This window comes from Aeromonas sp. R10-2 (genome assembly GCF_040908445.1).
Classification (GTDB): Bacteria; Pseudomonadota; Gammaproteobacteria; order Enterobacterales; family Aeromonadaceae; genus Aeromonas; species Aeromonas veronii.
On record NZ_JBFODS010000012.1, the window covers coordinates 23,293 to 39,885 of the forward strand.

Sequence of the window (16,593 nt, forward strand, 5' to 3'; positions counted from 1 at the left end):
CTCCTGTAGTGGGCGCTATCCTGCCAGCCTCGCAGGGTCAGGCCCAATGACACTTTCTTATCCGTAATAAGCAACCCTGTCCGTGAAAACAACAAGGGCGCCGTGAGGCGCCCTTGTGGATCAGTGATGCTGCAATTCGCACGCTTCCCAGTGAAAGGGAATGGGGCACAGCTGCTGGGAGGCCTTGTCATAGGCTTGCCATAGCTCGCCCATGGTGCGGCCATCGACGGGGTGGCGCAGTTTGGGGGCCAGCTCGGCCAGCGGCCAGAGCACGAAGGCGTTGGTGAGCACTTCACCACGCGGCAGCACCAGCGGGGTGTCGCAGACCAGATCGCCATAGAGCAGCAAATCGAGATCCAGGGTGCGCGGGGCGAACTTCTTGGCATCCGGCTCGCGGCCGTGGGCGAACTCCATGGCCCGCAGTCGCTGGCAGACGGTGGCCAGCGGCAGATCGGTCTCGGCAGCTGCCACCAGGTTGTAGAAGGGGCGGCCGTTGAAGCCGACCGCTTCGCTCTCGAATACCCGGGAGACCCGCAGCTGGCCAAATTCGGCGTGCAGGGCATCGAGTCCGGCACGGATATGGCGATCCCGCTCGATGTTGGAGCCCAGGCTGATATAGATGGTGGTCATCAGTTGCTGCTCGCGGCCGGCGTGCGATGGCGCAGGATCTCGACGCCGACCCCGGCGGCATTGGGCACGGCGCCCGGCTTGGTGAGGGTCACCTTGACCCACTGTACCCGCTCGTCGGCGAGCACCAGCATGGCAACCTGCTCGGCCATGGTCTCGACCAGCTCGACCACCTTGCCGCTGACATGCTCGCAAATCTTGTTGGAGAGGTCGGCATAATCCAGTGCCAGATTGATGTCGTCGGTTGCTGCCGCGGGGCGGTTGTCGAACCCCATCTCGAGGTCAAAACGGAGCTTTTGGCGAATGCCCTTCTCCCACTCATATACACCTATGGTGGTCAAAACTTCGAGTCCGCGAATAAACACCTTGTCCATGACTGTACTTCTTCTTTACTCTTGATGGGCTGTGATGACAGCGCAGGGATGCTGGCCGGGCAACAGGCTTGCCGAGGCGCTCTGGGTGGGCATGGGCCCATGCCAGCGTATGTGGCCCGCATCATACCCCATTCATATCGTGGTAAAAACGACCAAGATGACGGCCCTGACGATTTTGATGATTATTCTGGCCTACCTGGGTGGTTCACTATCCAGTGCTGTGCTGGTCTCCCGCTGCACCGGTCTGCCCGACCCGCGGGATCATGGCTCCCACAATCCGGGGGCAACCAATGTGCTGCGCCTCGGTGGCCGGATGGCGGCGCTGGTGGTGCTGCTGCTCGATGTGCTCAAGGGTACTGTGCCCGTCTATCTCGCCTGGTATCTGCAGATCAAACCCGTCTATCTCGGCTTTATCGGGGTCGCCGCCTGCCTCGGCCATATGTACCCCATCTTCTTTCATTTTCGTGGTGGCAAAGGAGTCGCCACGGCACTGGGGACCATGATGCCCATCGGCTTTACCATGGGGGGCGCCGTGATTGGCACCTGGCTGCTGGTGTTGCTGGTGAGCGGCTACTCCTCGCTGGCCTCCATCATTACCGTGCTGCTGACGCCGCTCTTTACCTACCTGCTCAAACCCGAATACACCCTGCCAGTCTCGCTGCTCTCCTGCCTTATCCTGATCCGCCATCACGAGAACATCTCCCGCCTGCTCAAGGGGGAGGAACCCAGAGTCTGGGGGCGAAAAGGCGCGGCCTGTACCGAAGAAGTGGCAGAAATGGACGATGTTGCGCAAAAAAGAGACGAACGAGACAAAAAGTGAAATTTCCCGTTGACCATCTGCCTTAAAATCCGTTTAATAGCGCCCACGCCCAGATAGCTCAGTCGGTAGAGCAGGGGATTGAAAATCCCCGTGTCGGCGGTTCGATTCCGTCTCTGGGCACCAATTTTGGTGCCATGAAAGAAAAAATTTGTTCATGCACAATGGTTTAAAGTGTGCCGGCTTAGCTCAGTAGGTAGAGCAACTGACTTGTAATCAGTAGGTCACCAGTTCGATTCCGGTAGCCGGCACCATTTGCCCAGATAGCTCAGTCGGTAGAGCAGGGGATTGAAAATCCCCGTGTCGGCGGTTCGATTCCGTCTCTGGGCACCAATTACAATTCCTCCTTAGTTCAGTCGGTAGAACGGCGGACTGTTAATCCGTATGTCACTGGTTCAAGTCCAGTAGGAGGAGCCAATTCAAAAAGCCCTTGTCGCAAGACAAGGGCTTTTTTCTATTTGGCGCAGCCATTTTTTAACCATAAAAACAACCACACACGCACAGATGAACCGCAGGATAGATATGGAAAATCATGTAGTTATAGAGTCAAAGGGGCGACTTGCCGCCATTCGAAACTGGATGGAACCCGTGCTGGTGCTGCTTATTCTCGGCAGCCTGTTCGGTTACCTCGGCAGCCAGATGGGCCTCTCTGCCATGGTCAACACCCTGTTCAATACCGCCCACCAGCTGCTGCTCAATACCGTGCTCTTTATCATGGGGATCACGGTGCTCTCCGGTGCCCTGAGCCAACTCTTGAGCGAGTTCGGGGTGATCCGTCTGCTGGAGGTGCTGCTGGCCCCCCTGATGAAGCCGGTGTTTCGCCTGCCTGGCCGCACCGCCCTGGCGGCGCTGATGACCTTCTTCTCCGACAACCCGGCGGTGATCAGCCTTGCCAAGGACAGCCGCTTTCGTAAAGGCTTCACCCCCTGGCAGCTGGTGTCGCTCACCAATTTCGGCACCGCCTTCGGCATGGGGCTGATCGTGGTCACCTTTATGGCCACCCTGCAACTACCGAGCGGTGAATCCACGGCCAGTGCGGCGCTGATCGGGCTGCTCGGTGCTCTGGTGGGCTCGGTGGTCTCTACCCGACTGATGCAGCGGATGATCCGCCCACTGGTGGGGGAAGTGCTGAACGATGACGCTGTATCGTCCGACGGCCGCAAGGTAGGGGTGACCAAAGAGGCGGCTCCCGGCTGGCTGAGGATCCTCAACTCTCTGCTCGATGGCGGCAAATCTGGCGTGGAGCTGGGGATGGCGGTGATCCCCGGGGTGCTGATCATCAGCACCTTCGTGATGCTGCTGACCTTCGGCCCGGGCGACAAGGGCTATACCGGCGAAGCGTTTCAAGGGGTTGCCCTGCTGCCAGTGCTGGCCGCCAAGGTGAGCTGGCTGTTTGACCTGCTGTTTGGCTTCCAGCAGCCGGAGCTGGTTGCCTTCCCGGCTACCTCGCTCGGTGCGGTTGGTGCCGCCATGTCTCTGGTGCCCCCTTTTATCGCCAAGGGGTGGATCACCGGTAACGAGGTCGCGGTGTTTACCGCCATGGGGATGTGCTGGAGTGGCTTCCTGAGCACCCACACCGCCATGCTGGATGCTCTCGGTTATCGCCACCTCACCTCCCGCGCCATCGTCGCCCACACCATCGGCGGCCTGTGCGCCGGGGTAGCCGCTCACCAGCTTTATATGCTGCTGGGCTGAGCAGGGTGAAAAGAGAGAGGGGCGCTGTGGCGCCCCTCTCTGTATCTATCGGTGACGAGTTGGCTCGTCCTTCGGTTTACTCAACATAGCCGAGCAGGCTCTGTGCGATCACCGCTTCCGGCATCATCTCCCGCAGCCCGGCGATCAGTTTTTCCCCCGCCTCATGCAGCGCAGCCAGCGGCATCTCGGTCAGGCTCTCCAGAATGAACCACATCTGGCCCGAATCGACACTGAGTCGGGTACGCACACCCTGCCGCCAGTTCCAGCGCCGACAGGTGACCCCCTTGTCATCCCGCCAGACCACCTCGCCGGGTTCCGGAGATTCGTGTGCGGGTTCGCCCCCCTTCATGGTATCGAACTGCTCGCTGCCATCGGCTACCACCAGTCGCGGTAGTCCCTCATAGGTGAGCAGGTTTTCGCCCCCCACCGGAATGGCGTAGCGGATACTGATGGCGTTGTAGAGATCGACTACGGGATCGATGGCGGGCAGGTTGCCATCGCGGGCGACCCGCTTTCTCAGAGCCTCGGCGGAACAGGGAGTCCGCTGCGGCTTGGCGCCAAATTTTCTGAACAGCTCGCCCCAGGCGGCGAGATGCGCCTCTGCCCACGGCACATCGGCGGTCAGCATGGCGGTGCAGGCTTCATCAAGGGCGCGCGCCCCCACGTTCGGGTCGACCACGGCGGCGGCCTGCACCGTGATGCTCAAAGCGCGAAAGCCGGGAGCCAGCTGGTTGACTTCGGGGGAGATATAGGGGGTGATCAGGGACATAGCGACTCCATAAACGAAAGAGGCTGGGAGAAGGCGGCTGCCGGCCAGCATAGCGGCAACGGCAAATCCGGTTTGAGAGCCATCATGCGCGAACATGTTAGATAAGAAAATTTACATGATCTTAATGCCCATAAGTTTAATGAATGAAAAATGACGTGATCAAGGGGATGGCGGGCATGTAGCGGTATATAGCGAAGAGGAGCCCTGCCGTCTCCGGTTTGCTGCGGTAATGCCCCTTTGCCGCCTGGAACTGCAGCGGCAGCCGCTGGCCGCCCGGCTCTCTTGTGATGACCTCAGTTGCAATGCCCAAGCACGAGGCGGTCACTCAAATTGCTAGGTTGTTCAATGAGTTGGCTATGGTTGGCGTTTTTTCATCGTTCTGGCCCCGCTTATGCATTCCTCTTGGCAACACCATCAAGGGTCGTTGTCGCGGAGAGATATCATGATCAGCAACCAGCTTCCCCTTGCCTCTATCGCCCTCAAGCTGGGCAGTCAGCTGCTCGGCAGCAGTGCCAAACCCGAGTCTGTGCAGCAAACAGTGCAGGAAGATCGCCTCGCCCCTACCGTCCAGAGCTTGTTCCAGCGGCTGGGAATCAAGGATGCCAATAGCGAGCAGAACCGCGCTGCCATCAACCACTTTATGGGGGAGCTGATGCAGACTCTGGGGCAGGAGAATGGCGGCCAATCCCTCCCTGCCGCCATCGATAGCGCCCGTAGCCAGTTGGCCAATGGTACCCAGAGCACCCGCCTCGATGCCCTGCAAAGCGAGCTCGATACCCTCAAGGATTCCCTCGGTGCCAGCCATCTCAACCTCGACCAGCTGCTCGGCACCTTTAAACAGACCCTGCCCAATGGCAAGGGGGAGGGGGTGGGCAAACTGCTCAATGCCAGTGCGTGAAATGCCTGAACAGTATCGACTTCAGTAGATGACGAGCCTGTCAATAAATAATCTGGTAGCGTATTCGTGTGGATGTGATGCAAAGCGTGACTATGGCTATTTCCTAGGAATAGCCCACCCGTTTCATATCCATAGAAGAGAGGAATTCATATCTTTCTATTCGTGGAGAATCAAAGATGTTTTCAATCAAATCAGTGAAATGTAAGAAATGCAGTAACCACTTCAAAGGGTTCGTGCTGGGTTCTTTCAACGTAATGAGTGAATACACTGCAGCTTGCCCAGCTTGTGGATATATCGTGTCAGTTTATGGAAGTGGTGAATTCATTGATAAGGCAATACCTGCAAATGCCATTATGTTGAAAAGCGCTTAAAGCCAAGATAAAGCAAGAGGGGGAGCGATTGCTCCCCCTCTTATTTTCCAAATACATCAGAGATCAACCCGCCCGTTTGGCCAGCCACAGCTCTGCGGCAGTGAGGGCTGCCTCAACCTGTTCGCGGGCGACGCCGCCTTTGGCAACCCGTTTGGCCAGGGTCGCTTCCAGCTCCAGATTGGGGTAGACGTCGAACTCGATCACCGGGCTGAAGCGCTGGAACTCGCCGATGGAGAGCTCCTCCAGCGGTTTGCCCACGCTGATGGCAAAGACCACGGTTTCGCCGACGATATGGTGCGCTTCACGGAACGGAATCCCCTTGGCAACCAGATAGTCCGCCAGCTCGGTGGCGTTGGCGTAGCCGCCTTGCGCCGCCGCCATGGTGCGTTCGCCGTTGACCTTCAGATCGATCAGCACCAGCGCCGCCATATCGAGGCAGTCGTGCCAGGTGTCGAGGGCATCGAACAGCCCCTCCTTGTCTTCCTGCATGTCCTTGTTGTAGGCCAGCGGCAGCGCCTTGAGGCTCATCAGCATGCCCATCTGGGCGCCGACCACCCGGCCGGTCTTGCCACGGATCAGCTCCAGCGCATCCGGGTTCTTCTTCTGCGGCATCAGCGACGAGCCGGAAGTGACCGCATCGGAGAGCTCGACAAAGCCCGCCTCGCCGGTGTTGTAGAAGATAAGGTCTTCGGCAAAGCGCGACAGGTGGGTCATGGAGAGGGACGCCACGTGCATCAGCTCCACTACGTGATCCCGATCGGAGACCGAATCCAGACTGTTGCGGGTGGCGCCACCAAAGCCCATGTCGAGCGCCAGCGCTTCGCGGTCGATGGCATAGGCAGTGCCCGCCAGCGCGCCGCAGCCGAGCGGGCTGGTGTCGAGCCGCTTGAGGGCATCCTGTAGCCGGGAGTAGTCCCGCTCCAGCATCTCCACATAGGCCAGCGCCCAGTGAGCGAAGGTGACCGGTTGGGCCCGCTGCAGGTGGGTGTAACCGGGCAGCACCGCGGCCTGATTGGCACGGGCGGAGGCGACCAGTCCCTGCTGCAGGGCGGTGATGGAGCCGAGCAGCAGCTCACCCTGCGCCTTGCACCAGAGTTTCAGGTCGGTGGCGACCTGATCGTTGCGCGAGCGGCCGGTGTGCAGCTTCTTGCCAAGATCGCCGACGGCGGCAATCAGCTGGCTCTCGACCCAGGAGTGGATATCTTCGGCATCCGAATTGAGGATCTGCTGGGGATCCTGCTGCACCGAGGCGAGCAGTACCTCCATCGCCTGCTGCAGTTTGCCCTGCTCGTCACTGGTCAATACGCCCACCTTGACCAGCGCTTTGGCCCAGGCCATGGAGCCCTGAATATCCTGCTCCGCCAGCCGGTAATCGAACCGCAGCGAATCGTTGAACTGCTTGAACCGGCTATCGGCTCCCTGACTGAAGCGTCCACCCCAAAGTGCCATACTGCTCTCCTTGAATGCGTTGTCGGCGGCGCCCTGGCCACCGAGCTTGAAATCGTGCCCTGTTTTTCTGCGAGCCTGTTATCTCACAGAAGCGGCCGGGGCGCTGCCGCTCTTGTCACACCTGCCGATGATGGCTCAGGGGCCATGCCCTCGGCCTATAGAAGAGGGGGCCATGCCCCCTCAACGGAATCAACGGGTTATCGCGCTTGCTTAACCGTGGGTGTGGTCGCCACCGATGGCTTGATGTTGTTCCTTCATGGCGCGGATCCGGCTGGCCAGGGTGTAGAGACGGATAAAGCCTTCGGCATGGCTCTGGTCATACACTTCATCGGCGCCGAAGGTGGCGAAATCTTCGGAGTAGAGGCTGTTCGGCGACTTCTTCTGCACAGCGGTGACCTGACCCTTGTACATCTTCAGCACCACTTCACCATCCAGATCTTCGGCGATGGCGTTGGCAGAGGCGAGGATCGCTTTGCACAGCGGGGTGAACCAGCGGCCGTCATAGACCAGATGGGAGAACTCGGCACCCAGCTTCTCCCGCCAGGCGCGGGTCGGGCGATCCAGTACCAGCTCTTCCACGGCGCGCAGCGCGGCGACCATCACGGTACCGCCCGGGGTTTCGTAGCAGCCGCGGGACTTCATCCCCACCATCCGGTTTTCGGTGATGTCGATGCGGCCCACGCCGTGCTTGCCGGCACGCTCGTTCAGGGTCATCAGGATCTGGTGCGGGCTGAGCGGCTGGTCATCCACGGCCACCACTTCACCCTGCGCCACGGTCAGCTTGACGTACTCCGGCTGATCCGGTGCCTGTTCGGCCGGTACGGTCCACTGCCAGACTGCTTCGGAGGGCTCGTTCCAGGTGCTCTCCAGCTCGCCACCTTCGGTGGAGATGTGCCAGGCGTTAGCGTCGCGGCTGTAGATCTTCTTCAAGGTCGCCTTGCAGGGGATGTTGCGGGTCTCCAGATAGGAGAGCAGATCTTCCCGGGAGCGCATATCCCAGATCCGCCACGGGGCGATCACTTTCAGCTGGGGCGCCAGCGCGGCGACCGCACCTTCGAAACGCACCTGATCGTTACCCTTGCCGGTGCAGCCGTGGGAGATGGCATCGGCCCCTTCCGCCAGTGCCGCTTCGACCATCGCCTTGGCGATCACCGGACGGGCCATGGAGGTGCCCAGCAGATAGGTGCCTTCATAGACGGCGGCGGTCTTCAGGGTCGGGTAGACGTACTCTTTGACGAACTCTTCCCGCAGATCCTTGATGATGCACTTGGTGGCACCGGAGGCGATGGCCTTCTGCTCGATCCCTTCCAGATCGTCGCGCTCCTGACCGACGTCGGCCACGAAGGCAATGATTTCGGCGTCATAGTGCTCTTTCAGCCAGGGAATGATGGCCGAGGTATCCAGTCCACCCGAGTAAGCCAGTACGATCTTGTTGATTCCGCTCATGTTACTTCTCTCCGTGATGATTCGATGATGATTCAATAAAAGGGTCGTGATTCAGGTTGAGTGCCGCGTTACTTGCCGCCGAGAAGGGTCAGCAACACGGCGTTCTGGATATGCATCCGGTTTTCGGCCTCGTCCATGATGAGGGAGGCGGGGCCATCCATCACCTGCGAAGTGATCTCCAGCTCCCGGTGCGCCGGTTGGCAGTGCAGCACATGCTGGATGCCGGTGCGGTCGAGCAGGGCCTGGTTGATCTGGTAAGGCATAAAGAGGTCTTTGACCTGCTCCATCGGGGTGTTGTCACCCATGGAGACCCAGGTATCTGTGTAGGCCACGTCGAACCCTTCGATATCTGCCACGTCATCGCTGATGTGGATGGTCGCTCCCGACTTGGCCGCCAGTGCCTGCGCCTGCAGGAAGATCTGGGTATCCGGGCCGTGGCCTTTCGGGCAGATCAGGGTGACGTCGGTGCCCAGGGTCGCCCCCAGCAGCAGCAGAGAGTGGCTGACGTTGTTGCCATCACCGAGGTAGGCAAGCTTCACCTTCGACAGGTCGTCGTAGTGCTCGGCAATGGTCATAAAGTCGGCCAGCCCCTGACAGGGGTGGTAGAGGTTGCACAGGCTGTTCACCACCGGCACTGTGCCGTGCGCTGCCAGCTCGACCAGGGTCTGGTGATCGAACACCCGGGCGACGATGGCATCACACCAGCGGGACAGGTTGGCGGCGAAATCTTTCACCGACTCCCGCTTGCCCAGCGCGCCGTTCTGCTGATCCAGATAGACGCTGTGGCCGCCCAGTTTGGCGATGCCGATGTCGAAAGTGACCCGGGTGCGCAGGGAGGGTTTCTCGAACAGGGTGACCACGCTCTTGCCCGCCAGCGCCTGGTTGTACTTCTTCGGGTCGGCCTTGACCGCTTTGCCCAGCGCAATCAGCGCCTCGATCTGGGCTTTGTTCAGATCACTGTCTTTCAGAAGATGTTGCATCGGATGTTCCTTGTTCCGGTGGAGATCAAATGGCCACTTGGGTGCCGACCGCGCCGCCAGCCAGCAGCTTGAGCAGCTGGTCCGGGTAACGCCAGCTGGCGACACAGACCGGCTTGCCGAGGGTCTCGGCGGCGTGCAGGGCCGCTTCTACCTTGACCGCCATACCGTCGCGGATCACCCCTTTCTCCATCAGATCCAGCGCGGTCAGCTTGTCGAGCTGGGTCACCAGCTTGCCCTTGCCATCCAGGATGCCGCTCACGTCGGAGAGCATTACCAGATCGGCGCCGAGCGCCTCGGCAATGGCGGTGGCCGCCTGATCCGCGTTGACGTTCATCAGCTGCCCCTCGGCTGTGATGCCGATGGAGCTCACCACCGGCAGGAAGCCCTGACCGAGGATGCCTGCTACCAGCGCCGGGTTGCCCGGCTTGCACTCGCCTACGGCGCCGAGATCCGGGTCGAGCTGAGTCACCTGACAGAGGCCGCCATCTGCCAGACAGAGCCCCACCGCCGGAATGCCGGTGGCGATCGCCTTGGCCATCATCTGCTTGTTGGCGGTCCCTGCCAGCGCCCCGGCAATAAAGGGGATCTGCTCGAACGGGGTTACCCGCAGGCCATTCTTCTTGGTGGAGGTGAGACCCAGCCCCTTGAGCAGGTCATCCACCAGACAGCCACCGCCGTGCACCAACACCAGCGGACGGTGCTGATCGTCGAGGAAGGTTTTGAGGGTGGCGAACAGGGCGGTCAGCGCCTCGTCGTTCTCGATAAGGGCGCCGCCCAGCTTGATTACCAACGTCTGTTTGTCCATGTTCGAGATCCTTCCTAAGTCCTTAAATCAGGCCGGTGGCCGGTTCAAAACCAAATTTGATATTTATGCACTGCATGGCTTGCGAGGCTGCGCCCTTGAGCAGGTTGTCGATGGCAGAGACCACCACCAGCATGTTGCCCTGCTGTTGCCAGGCGATATCGCAGTAAGGGGTGTTTGCCACACCGCGAATAGAGGGCATCTGGCCGGTGAGGCGCACCAGCGGCTTGCCTTCGTAAGCCTTGAGGAAAGCCTGATCCACCTGGGTCGGCGTCACGCCGTCCGCCAGCTGCACATAGATGGTGGCCAGAATGCCGCGCACATAGTTGCCAAGGTGGGGCTGGAACAGCACCTCCTTGCCGAGGTGGTGGCTGATCTCCGGCTGGTGTCTGTGGTTGAAGGTGCCGTAAGGGTTGAGGCTCACTTCGCAGAAGCTGGTGTTGATGGCCGCCTTGCGACCGGCGCCGGAGACCCCGGAGACGGCGTTGATGATCGGCTGCCACCCCTTGGCAATCAGCCCATCCTGCTGCAGTGGCTTGAGGGCGCAGAGGGAGGCTGTCGGGTAGCAGCCGGGCACGGCAATCAGCTGGGCGCTGGCGATGGCATCAGCGTTCCACTCGGCCAGGCCATAGACGGCCTGATCCAGCCACTGTTTGCTGTCGTGGGTGAAGCCGTAGAAGCTGTCGTAAAAGCCCTGATCCTTGACCCGGAATGCGCCGGAGAGATCGAACACCGGCAACCCCTTGGCGAGAAACTTGGGTGCGAGCTCGGCGCTCACCTCGTGGGCGGTGGCTAGCAGCACCAGATCGGCCTGGGTCAGGATCCGGGTCATGCCGTCGTCGTCCAGCGGCAGCAGCGGCTGATCGAGGGCTCCGACCCACTGGGGATGCAGGGAAGAGAAGCGCTTGTGGGCATCCTGACTGCCGGCGGAGACATAGAGGCCGAACAGTTTGAGTTGTGGGTGGTTCTGTACCAGTGCGGCCAGTTCGGCTCCCGCGTAGCCACTGGCACCGACGATAACGGTGTTAAGCATGTTGAATATTCCAAGTCAGAGTTCGAGATTCACAGCATGACGCTGCAGTGCACAAGGGGGTTCGATCGCCCCTTTGCACAAGTGCGGAGGGGCAATTCAGGCGGGTGTGTGTCGTCGGTTATAGATCAGGTGACAGAACATTAACTTTCCCTTACAACTAGAAGCCTTTGTTGATGAGCCAGATATTCAGGTAAAATTACAGAATATTCATGCACTCACTTTGCATTTGTATTTTCTAACAGAAACATTCCGGGGACGCAAGGAGGAGCTGATGGCCAATCTGGATTTTTTTTCACTTTATAAGAATATTATTGCGATTCCCTCTATCAGCAGCACGGATCCCAAGTGGGATCAGAGCAACGAGGCGGTGATCCGGCTGCTGGCCGACTGGTTCGGTCAGCTCGGTTTTCAGTGCGAGGTAACGGCACTCCCCGATCTGCCGGGCAAGTTCAATCTGGTGGCGACGATCGGTCAGGGGGAGGGCGGCTTGTTGCTGGCAGGTCACACAGATACTGTGCCGTTCGATGAGGGGGGCTGGAGCAAGGATCCCTTCAAGGTGACCGAAGAGGGCAACCGCCTCTATGGCCTCGGCACCATCGACATGAAGGGCTTCTTCGCCTTTATCGTCGAGGCGCTCAAAGAGATTGACCTCAAGACGCTCAACAAGCCGCTGCGCATCCTCGCCACTGCCGACGAAGAGACCACCATGGCGGGGGCCCGCGCCATTGCCGCGGCAGCCGAGCTGAAACCCGACTACGCGGTGATTGGCGAGCCGACCGGACTGGTGCCTGTGGTGGCCCACAAGGGACATATGTCGGAGGCGATCCGTATTACCGGCAAGAGCGGTCACAGCTCGGATCCCGCCAACGGCGTCAACGCCATGGAGATCATGCACAAGGCGATGGGACAGGTGCTGCGCTTGCAGCAGGATCTGAAAGATCGCTACGCCGACCACCGTTTTGCCGTGCCACAGCCGACTCTGAACCTGGGTTACATTCAGGGGGGCGACAGCCCGAACCGCATCTGCGGCTGCTGCGAGCTGCATATCGATCTGCGACCCACTCCGCAGGTGGGGCCGGATGAGCTGATGGGGATGCTCAAAGAGGCGCTGTCGCCCATCGAGATCCACCAGCCGGGCTGTCTGCATCTGCAACATCTGCACGAGCCTATTCCCGCCTATGCCTGCGCCGACGACTCTGTGCTGGTGCGCGAAGCTGAGAAGGCGAGCGGCCGTGCCGCCGAGTCGGTCAACTACTGCACCGAGGCGCCGTTTATCCAGCAGCTTGGCTGCGAGACCATAGTGATGGGCCCCGGTCATATCACCCAGGCGCACCAGCCGGATGAGTATCTCGACCTCTCCTTCGTCAAGCCGACCACCTCGGTGTTGCAGCACCTGATCAGACGTTTTTGCCTGTAGCGGCGGCGGTGAAAGGGGCGTAAGAACTGTAAGTAAGTTACATAACAAGCCGGTTGTGGAGTGGTGATGGAAATACATGTTCTGAATCGGCCTGTTATTTGACCTTGCGCAGACAATCTGGGTAGATTGTCACCCTAAGATGACGGAGCATATGTTGTAATCGCACAACAATAAGTGAGGTCGTCTAGCACCCCGGATGGGTGTCAGGCACCAACAAGATAAGGATGTGGAATGAACGAAAAGTACGCCGCACTACGCGCCAACGTAGGTATGCTGGGTCAGCTGCTGGGTAAATCCATCAAGGATCATCAGGGTCAGGCCTTTCTCGACAAGATCGAAACTATTCGCCAATTGGCCAAGTCTTCCCGCAAGGGCAATGAATCAGACCGGGAACGTCTGCTCGATACCCTGCGCACCCTGAGCGATGACGAACTGCTGCCGGTGGCCCGCGCCTTCAGCCAGTTCCTCAATCTGGCCAACGTGGCGGAACAGTTCCACACCATCTCCCGTCGCTGCGAAGAGCAGGTCTGCACCCCGGACCCGCTGGAGCAGATGTTCGACAAGCTGAAAGCCTCCAACCTGTCGCAAGAGGCCATCATTCAGGCCGTGCGCGAGCTGGATATCGATCTGGTGCTGACCGCTCACCCCACCGAGGTGACCCGTCGCACCCTGATCCACAAGCACGTGCAGCTCAACGACTGCCTCGAGGCGCTGGAACTTTCCGACCTGCTGCCACGCGAGCGGGACAAGATCCTCAATCGCATCGAGCAGCTGATCAATCAGGCGTGGCATACCAACGAGATCCGCGAACAGCGCCCGACCCCGGTCGACGAGGCCAAGTGGGGCTTCGCCGTGGTGGAGAACAGCCTGTGGCCTGCCATTCCCGAATTCATGCGCAATCTGGACGAGCGTCTGCAACACCATCTGGGTGTGCGGCTGCCGCTGGATGCCGCGCCGGTCAAGTTCACCTCCTGGATGGGCGGTGACCGTGACGGCAACCCCTTCGTCACCGCCAAGGTGACTGCCGAAGTGCTGGAGCTGGGCCGCTGGATGGCGGTGAGCCTGTTCTACAAAGACATCAAGGAGCTCACCTCCGAGCTCTCCATGTCTGACTGTACCGACGCCGTGCGCGCTCGCGTTGGCGATCACCCCGAGCCCTACCGTGCGCTGGTGCGCGAGCTGCGTGAAGCGCTGCGCGAGACCAAGGAGCACCTCACCGCCAAGGTGCAGGGCCAGGCGAGCGAGAGCCAGGATCTGGTCAAGACCACCGCCCAGCTGCGCGAGCCGCTGGAGCTCTGCTACCACTCATTGCACGCCTGCGGCATGGGCAACATCGCCGATGGCATGCTGCTGGATGTGCTGCGCAAGGTCGCCTGTTTCGGCATCCATCTGGTCAAGCTCGATATCCGTCAGGATGGCGAGCGTCACGGGCTGGTCTTCTCCGAGCTGACCCGCTATCTGGGTCTGGGTGACTACGCCGAGTGGAGCGAAGATGACAAGCAGGCCTTCCTGCTCAACGAACTGAACTCCCGCCGCCCGCTCATTCCCCACGACTGGGAACCGAGCGCCGAGGTGCGCGAGACGCTGGATACCTGTCAGGTTATCGCCGAGCACGACCCCGATGCGTTCGGTATCTACATCATCTCCATGGCCGGTGCGCCGTCCGACGTGCTGTCGGTGCAACTGCTGCTCAAAGAGGCGGGCTGCAAGTTCCGCATGCCGGTCGCCCCGCTGTTTGAAACCCAGGATGACCTGATGGCAGGCACCGCCGTGATGGAGCGTCTGCTCTCGGTGGACTGGTATCGCGGCTACATTCAGGGCCGTCAGTACGTGATGATCGGCTACTCCGACTCTGCCAAGGATGCGGGCATGATGGCCGCCGGCTGGGCCCAGTACGCCGCCATGGAATCCCTTGTGGGTCTGGCCGAAGCCAACAATATCCGCCTCACCCTGTTCCATGGCCGTGGCGGTACCGTCGGTCGTGGTGGTGCCCCTGCCCATCAGGCCATCCTCTCCCAGCCGCCGGGATCCCTGCGCGGCGGTCTGCGTACCACCGAACAGGGGGAGATGATCCGCTTCAAGTTCGGTCTGCCGAAAGTGGCGATCAAGAGTCTGGAGCTCTACACCAGCGCCGTGCTGGAAGGGAACCTGCTGCCGCCGCCCAAGCCGAAAGAGTGCTGGCGCGAGGTGATGGAACAGCTGGCCGCCGACTCCTGCGATCACTACCGAAGCATTGTGCGCGGTCATCCGGACTTCGTCCCTTACTTCCGTGCCGCCACCCCGGAGATGGAGCTCGGCAAGCTGCCGCTCGGCTCCCGTCCCTCCAAACGCAAGCCTAACGGCGGCGTCGAGAGCCTGCGCGCCATTCCGTGGATCTTCGCCTGGACCCAGAACCGCCTGATGCTGCCGGCTTGGCTCGGTGCCCACAAGGCGCTGCAGCAGGCCATCGACGGCGGCAAGCTGGCGGTGTTGGAAGAGATGAGCGCCCAGTGGCCCTTCTTCCGCACTCGCCTCGAGATGCTGGAGATGGTGTTCCTCAAGGCGGACGTCTGGCTTGCCGAATACTACGACACCCGTCTGGTGCCGCAGGAGCTGTGGGGCCTTGGCAAACAGCTGCGTCAGGAGCTCGCCGAATCCATCGAGGTGGTGCTGAAACTGAGCCCGCGCGGGGATCTGCTGGAGGATCAGCCCTGGATCAAGGAGTCCATCAAGCTGCGCAACCCCTACACAGACCCGCTCAACGTGCTGCAAGCCGAGCTGCTCAACCGCTCCCGCAACCACCCGGAGACCCTGCACCCCGAGCTGGACAAGGCGCTGATGGTCACCATCGCCGGTATTGCCGCAGGTATGCGTAATACGGGTTGATAAATATTACCAAACAGGTCTGAAATAAAAAGAGCGCATAATATGCGCTCTTTTTTTGCGAGCTTATCTCGTCTACTGCATTTAAAGAGAGTGTATCAGATTAGCCTCAAGACTAATGGCTGGATGTAGAAAATTATATAGCAACCCAGTATAACATCATCACAACGAATTTTAGTGGAGCGATATTTTACCTTTAAAATAATGGTGAATATAATAAAGGTGATGTATATCCAAGCTGAGGGATTGCCCGAGAGATAACTAAATATTATTGAACCGCTCGAAATTAGCAGCAATGCAATTCGATGGACCAGCTTGCTGCTTAAAATGAAGGTTGCTGCAACGGCCGCCATCAATATGACGATTATCATCACGAGTGACAGGAAGCACTGGCACCGCTTGCTGCCAGGCCAGCACTGCCTGAAGCCATCATGCCTGCGACACCACTTCCCATGATGGGGCTTAACCTACCGGTAACGGCACCACCAAATGCACCTGCAGCAATCTCTCTCATGCTGGCATCAGGATTGTTGGCAATGACGCCCATCGCCCCCATAACGGCCCCGCCGCCTGCCCATACCAATGCGGGTGCCGCTCTCTTATTACGCTTGCTTTCATTTATATCTCTTATCACGATAAAGCTATCGTGCTCTATGCTGATAACTACCTTGGTTGAATTTGCGATTGTTGATATGGTATCGACATCAACAAATTCACCAGGGTATATAACAGTTGGATTTGAATTTTTGTCTTCTATTTCAATGTATCGACTCGAAAGGTTTACCACCGTGATGTTTTCTTTGTTGAAATTGATGCAATACTTTCCATCGGCATTAATAGAGTAATGTTCACCAGCGTGTAGTGTGTTGCAGTTACTCAATGGGCAAGTATTGGCATTGGCACTTGAAATACTGCACAGCAATAACGCTGTGGCCAAACAGAGCTTCATCCATTATTTCTCGCGTGATTCATTTGGAAATTAATCATTGATTGAATGAGAATTATTGTCAATTGTTTTTTTCCGAGGGAGTCACTATCGGTACGACATTGGTG

Annotated in this window: 14 protein-coding genes and 4 tRNA genes; 9 read left to right on the plus strand and 9 right to left on the minus strand. The window is 59.3% G+C overall.

All coding sequences use genetic code 11. From position 1 onward, the window contains the following. Nucleotides 1-120: 120 nt before the first annotated feature. Nucleotides 121-630 carry a 2-amino-4-hydroxy-6-hydroxymethyldihydropteridine diphosphokinase gene (folK, locus tag AB5Y97_RS01620; protein ID WP_201947224.1) on the minus strand — a complete coding sequence of 170 codons (510 nt, stop codon included), beginning with the start codon at nt 628-630 and terminating at the stop codon, nt 121-123. Further along, a complete protein-coding gene (gene folB, locus AB5Y97_RS01625; RefSeq protein WP_005355064.1) occupies nt 630-1,001 on the minus strand; it encodes a dihydroneopterin aldolase in 372 nt (123 codons plus the stop codon). Before folB ends, folK begins: the two co-directional genes overlap by 1 nt. Before the next feature lie 157 nt (nt 1,002-1,158). Between folB and plsY the strand changes: the two genes are divergently transcribed. From plsY to AB5Y97_RS01655, 6 genes are all read left to right on the plus strand, one after another. Beyond that, nucleotides 1,159-1,821, plus strand: coding sequence for a glycerol-3-phosphate 1-O-acyltransferase PlsY (gene plsY / locus AB5Y97_RS01630; protein WP_201947226.1), 663 nt, complete (start codon nt 1,159-1,161; stop codon nt 1,819-1,821). A gap of 47 nt (nt 1,822-1,868) precedes the next feature. Beyond that, a tRNA-Phe gene (locus AB5Y97_RS01635) sits at nt 1,869-1,944 on the plus strand. Nucleotides 1,945-1,996: 52 nt separating this feature from the next. After that, a tRNA-Thr gene (locus AB5Y97_RS01640) sits at nt 1,997-2,072 on the plus strand. A gap of 3 nt (nt 2,073-2,075) precedes the next feature. Next, a tRNA-Phe gene (locus AB5Y97_RS01645) sits at nt 2,076-2,151 on the plus strand. Between the two features lie 8 nt (nt 2,152-2,159). Further along, nucleotides 2,160-2,235, plus strand: a tRNA-Asn gene (locus tag AB5Y97_RS01650). Between the two features lie 105 nt (nt 2,236-2,340). After that, nucleotides 2,341-3,513 (plus strand): nucleoside recognition domain-containing protein, encoded by a 1,173-nt coding sequence (locus AB5Y97_RS01655; protein WP_043822000.1) that lies wholly within the window; start codon nt 2,341-2,343, stop codon nt 3,511-3,513. A 76-nt stretch (nt 3,514-3,589) separates the two neighbouring features. Here AB5Y97_RS01655 and AB5Y97_RS01660 read toward each other — a convergent pair whose 3' ends face one another. After that, nucleotides 3,590-4,282: a B3/4 domain-containing protein gene (locus AB5Y97_RS01660; protein ID WP_158113363.1), complete on the minus strand. Its 693-nt coding sequence runs from the start codon at nt 4,280-4,282 to the stop codon at nt 3,590-3,592. Nucleotides 4,283-4,724: 442 nt separating this feature from the next. Here AB5Y97_RS01660 and AB5Y97_RS01665 point away from each other — a divergent pair, with 442 nt between their 5' ends. Then, complete coding sequence (locus AB5Y97_RS01665) at nt 4,725-5,180, plus strand: hypothetical protein (protein ID WP_103252344.1); 456 nt, start codon at nt 4,725-4,727, stop codon at nt 5,178-5,180. A gap of 434 nt (nt 5,181-5,614) precedes the next feature. Here AB5Y97_RS01665 and argH read toward each other — a convergent pair whose 3' ends face one another. The 5 genes from argH to argC all read right to left on the minus strand — a co-directional run bounded on the left by argH (nt 5,615) and on the right by argC (nt 11,261). Then, nucleotides 5,615-7,000 carry an argininosuccinate lyase gene (gene argH / locus AB5Y97_RS01670; RefSeq protein WP_103252246.1) on the minus strand — a complete coding sequence of 462 codons (1,386 nt, stop codon included), beginning with the start codon at nt 6,998-7,000 and terminating at the stop codon, nt 5,615-5,617. 210 nt (nt 7,001-7,210) lie between these two features. Then, nucleotides 7,211-8,446 (minus strand): argininosuccinate synthase, encoded by a 1,236-nt coding sequence (locus tag AB5Y97_RS01675; RefSeq protein WP_368157190.1) that lies wholly within the window; start codon nt 8,444-8,446, stop codon nt 7,211-7,213. 68 nt (nt 8,447-8,514) lie between these two features. Next, the gene (locus tag AB5Y97_RS01680) at nt 8,515-9,426 is read right to left on the minus strand and encodes an ornithine carbamoyltransferase (protein WP_201947230.1); all 912 of its coding nucleotides are present in this window, start codon (nt 9,424-9,426) and stop codon (nt 8,515-8,517) included. A gap of 25 nt (nt 9,427-9,451) precedes the next feature. Continuing rightward, nucleotides 9,452-10,231 (minus strand): acetylglutamate kinase, encoded by a 780-nt coding sequence (argB, locus tag AB5Y97_RS01685; protein WP_201947232.1) that lies wholly within the window; start codon nt 10,229-10,231, stop codon nt 9,452-9,454. Between the two features lie 22 nt (nt 10,232-10,253). Beyond that, nucleotides 10,254-11,261: an N-acetyl-gamma-glutamyl-phosphate reductase gene (gene argC, locus AB5Y97_RS01690; RefSeq protein ID WP_201947233.1), complete on the minus strand. Its 1,008-nt coding sequence runs from the start codon at nt 11,259-11,261 to the stop codon at nt 10,254-10,256. A 271-nt stretch (nt 11,262-11,532) separates the two neighbouring features. Between argC and argE the strand changes: the two genes are divergently transcribed. Further along, a complete protein-coding gene (argE, locus tag AB5Y97_RS01695) occupies nt 11,533-12,678 on the plus strand; it encodes an acetylornithine deacetylase (RefSeq protein WP_201947234.1) in 1,146 nt (381 codons plus the stop codon). Between the two features lie 231 nt (nt 12,679-12,909). After that, a complete protein-coding gene (gene ppc / locus AB5Y97_RS01700; protein WP_115522987.1) occupies nt 12,910-15,543 on the plus strand; it encodes a phosphoenolpyruvate carboxylase in 2,634 nt (877 codons plus the stop codon). Between the two features lie 367 nt (nt 15,544-15,910). Here the strand turns inward: ppc and AB5Y97_RS01705 are convergent, their stop codons facing one another. Continuing rightward, nucleotides 15,911-16,489, minus strand: coding sequence for a hypothetical protein (locus tag AB5Y97_RS01705; RefSeq protein WP_201947236.1), 579 nt, complete (start codon nt 16,487-16,489; stop codon nt 15,911-15,913). Nucleotides 16,490-16,593 lie beyond the last annotated feature (104 nt).